We start from the raw sequence: 2,536 nt of genomic DNA, 5'->3' as shown, positions 1-2,536 counted from the left end.
GCGGAAACGGGCGTGGGTGACTGGCAGCAAGGTGCGCTATTGCTGGCAAGCTTGCTGGAGTCATCACCATGACAAAGTTGCCAATCCACCCGGATTTTCTTGGGTACCCGCTTGGCGAGCTTGCACGGCGGGAGCCGCGGAATGTGGTGGCCGCGAGCAATTTGTTCTGTGTAAACTACCAAGGTAGTCAGGTTTGACTACCTTTTGGAGCGCGTCATGCCACCCACCACCGCCACCAGCCTCAAACTGCCCGCCGAACTCAAAGCCGCGATCGATGAAGAGGCGAAGAAGCAGGGCATGAGCAGCCACGCCTATATGGTCAAGACCTTGAGCGAAGCGTCGGAGCGGGCGCGGTTGCAGGATCACTTCACGCGCGACGCGTTGGCTGCGGAACAAGACATGTTGCGTCGTGGCGGCTACGACTGGGAGGATGTCAAGCTGCACCTGGCTGCCCGGGCGCGCGGCGAGAATCCCGAGCGCCCACCGCTGCGGCCTGTGGCTGAATGACGCTCGCGCGTGTCCAGTTCGCTGACGATGCCTTGTCCGACCTGGACAAGCTGGTGCAATTCCTCCTGCAGCAAGACGACCCGTCGGCATTGGAGTTGCTCGATTTCATTCAAGACGGCTTGGGGGTTTTGAACCATCAGCCAGGCATTGGACGGCCTTTGCCTGGCGGACTGCGTGAACTGATCTTGAACCGGGGTAGTAAAAGCGGGTACTTGGTGAAGTGCCGCTACCTGCCCCATATTGCTGCCGTGCGCGTGCTGCGTATTCGGCATCAGCGCCAATCCGGCTACACCGACAAAGAAATTTGAACCATGGCAACCAAAAAACCCAAAGGCCTAGGCCGTGGACTCGAAGCCCTGCTGGGCCCCAAAGTGTTCGAGGGCACGCCCGCCGAAGCGCAGGCCGCGACCCACGGGCTGCCCAATAGCTTGACCCTGGACCAGCTGGTGGCGGGCCAATACCAGCCTCGCACGCGCATGGACGAGGGCGCGTTGTACGAGCTGGCCGAGAGCATCAAGGCCCAGGGCATCATGCAGCCGATTCTGGTGCGGCGTCTGAGCGGGGGCGAAAACGAAGGCAAGTACGAAATCATCGCGGGCGAGCGGCGCTTCCGTGCGTCCAAACTGGCGGGTCTGGACAGCGTGCCGGTGCTGGTGCGCGACGTGCCCGACGAAGCGGCGGCGGCCATGGCGTTGATCGAAAACATCCAGCGGGAAGACCTGAACCCGTTGGAAGAAGCCCAGGGTTTACAGCGCCTGGTGAAAGAGTTTGGGCTCACTCACGAGCAAGCGGCTCAAGCTGTGGGGCGTTCGCGCAGCGCGGCCAGCAACCTGCTGCGCCTGCTGCAATTGACCGAGCCGGTGCAAACCATGTTGATGGCGGGCGACATCGACATGGGCCACGCGCGGGCCTTGTTGTCGCTGGACCGGGCGACCCAGATCTCGGCCGCCAACCAGGTGGCGACCAAAAAGATGTCGGTGCGCGAAGCCGAGAGCCTGGTGAAAAAGCTGGGGGCCGAATTCGCTTTGGCACCGCAAAAGCTCAAGAAGGAAAAGTCGCGCGATATCCGCCGGGTGGAGGAGGAGCTCGCCGATCTGCTCACCGCCGAGGTGGAGGTGCGGGTGAAAAAGCGCGTCAAGCGGCACGGGCGTTTTGAAGAGCTGGGTGAACTGGCGATCCAGTTCGGTTCGCTGGACGCGCTCAACGGCATCATCGACCGTTTGCGCGGCAGCCGCTGAACGGCGTTGTGCAGCACGGGGCCTGAGACCGCAACAGGCGGCGAAAAAAAAGCCTCCCGATACCGGGAGGCTTTTGACCTTGGAGGGTCGAAAAGGGTCGCAATCGTTGAAATCAGTTGCCCACTTTGAGCACGCCGCCTTTGCCCAGGCCACCGCGCACGTTTTGTGCCTTGTAGTTGCGCAGCGAAATCACCATGCTGTTGTAGGCGTCCACAAACGCGGCCACCGAGGCTTTGCCCTCAGGGGTGCGCGAGAAGCCACCCAGACCGGCTGCGGCGCCACCGCCAAAAGCACCCAGGGCGGCACCGTAGTTGGTGGCGGTGGAATTGCCTTCAGAGATCGCGATCTGCACCGAGGAGCGGATGTCGAACAGGGTCAGGGTGACCACCGAGGATTTGGTCTCCAGCGAACCCGCCAGCGCACCGAAGCCACCGCCCAGCAGGCCGCCCAGGGCGCCCGCGACTTTGCCCGTGGAGGCGTTGTCGATGATGATGGCCGGCTCCATGTAGTAGTCGGCGGCCACACGCTGGCCTTTTTGCTGTTGCGAGCCGGCGCGGAATTCGCCGGAGTTGCGCTGTTTGTCGGTGATGGCCGAGAGCTTGTCCTCGGTCCGGTTGTTGCCGATGGAGGTGATCACGAAGCAGTTCGATTGCTGCACCGCCAGGCGCAACAGCGGCTCGATGCTGGTCACCTGGGTGGCGCGGCCAAAGCTGGCGTACCAGTCTTTGCCGCGGCCATCGTCCACAGCCAAGGTGCCCAGCGGTTCGCTGCAGCGTTGCAGCGATGCGTCG

At 62.7% G+C, this 2,536-nt stretch carries 4 protein-coding genes; 3 read left to right on the top strand and 1 reads right to left on the bottom strand.

Annotated features, from left to right (window positions below):
• The first annotated feature begins 216 nt into the window (after positions 1-216).
• Genes ABYB95_RS21430 through ABYB95_RS21420 form a run of 3 tightly spaced genes read left to right on the top strand, consistent with a single transcriptional unit; the run spans position 217 to position 1,745 of the window.
• A complete protein-coding gene (locus ABYB95_RS21430; protein ID WP_372661702.1) occupies positions 217-507 on the top strand; it encodes a ribbon-helix-helix protein, CopG family in 291 nt (96 codons plus the stop codon).
• Positions 504-815, top strand: a complete 312-nt coding sequence (locus ABYB95_RS21425) for a type II toxin-antitoxin system RelE/ParE family toxin (RefSeq protein WP_372661699.1) — start codon at positions 504-506, stop codon at positions 813-815. Before ABYB95_RS21430 ends, ABYB95_RS21425 begins: the two co-directional genes overlap by 4 nt.
• Positions 816-818: 3 nt before the next feature.
• The gene (locus tag ABYB95_RS21420) at positions 819-1,745 is read left to right on the top strand and encodes a ParB/RepB/Spo0J family partition protein (RefSeq protein WP_372661696.1); all 927 of its coding nucleotides are present in this window, start codon (positions 819-821) and stop codon (positions 1,743-1,745) included.
• A 112-nt stretch (positions 1,746-1,857) separates the two neighbouring features.
• Here ABYB95_RS21420 and ABYB95_RS21415 read toward each other — a convergent pair.
• The coding region (locus ABYB95_RS21415) for a hypothetical protein (protein ID WP_372661693.1) at positions 1,858-2,536 on the bottom strand (679 nt) is incomplete at its 5' end.

This window comes from Hydrogenophaga sp. (genome assembly GCF_041633695.1).
Lineage (GTDB): Bacteria > Pseudomonadota > Gammaproteobacteria > Burkholderiales > Burkholderiaceae_C > Hydrogenophaga.
Note: the sequence above shows the minus strand (reverse complement) of the source record. Positions and strands in the feature narration are given on the sequence as shown.

What these genes read in the sequence shown, in the direction of transcription:
- ABYB95_RS21430 (WP_372661702.1), top strand. Translation starts at nt 217, where the DNA reads ATGCCACCCACCACCGCCACCAGCCTCAAACTGCCCGCCGAACTCAAA.
- ABYB95_RS21425 (WP_372661699.1), top strand. Translation starts at nt 504, where the DNA reads ATGACGCTCGCGCGTGTCCAGTTCGCTGACGATGCCTTGTCCGACCTG.
- ABYB95_RS21420 (WP_372661696.1), top strand. Translation starts at nt 819, where the DNA reads ATGGCAACCAAAAAACCCAAAGGCCTAGGCCGTGGACTCGAAGCCCTG.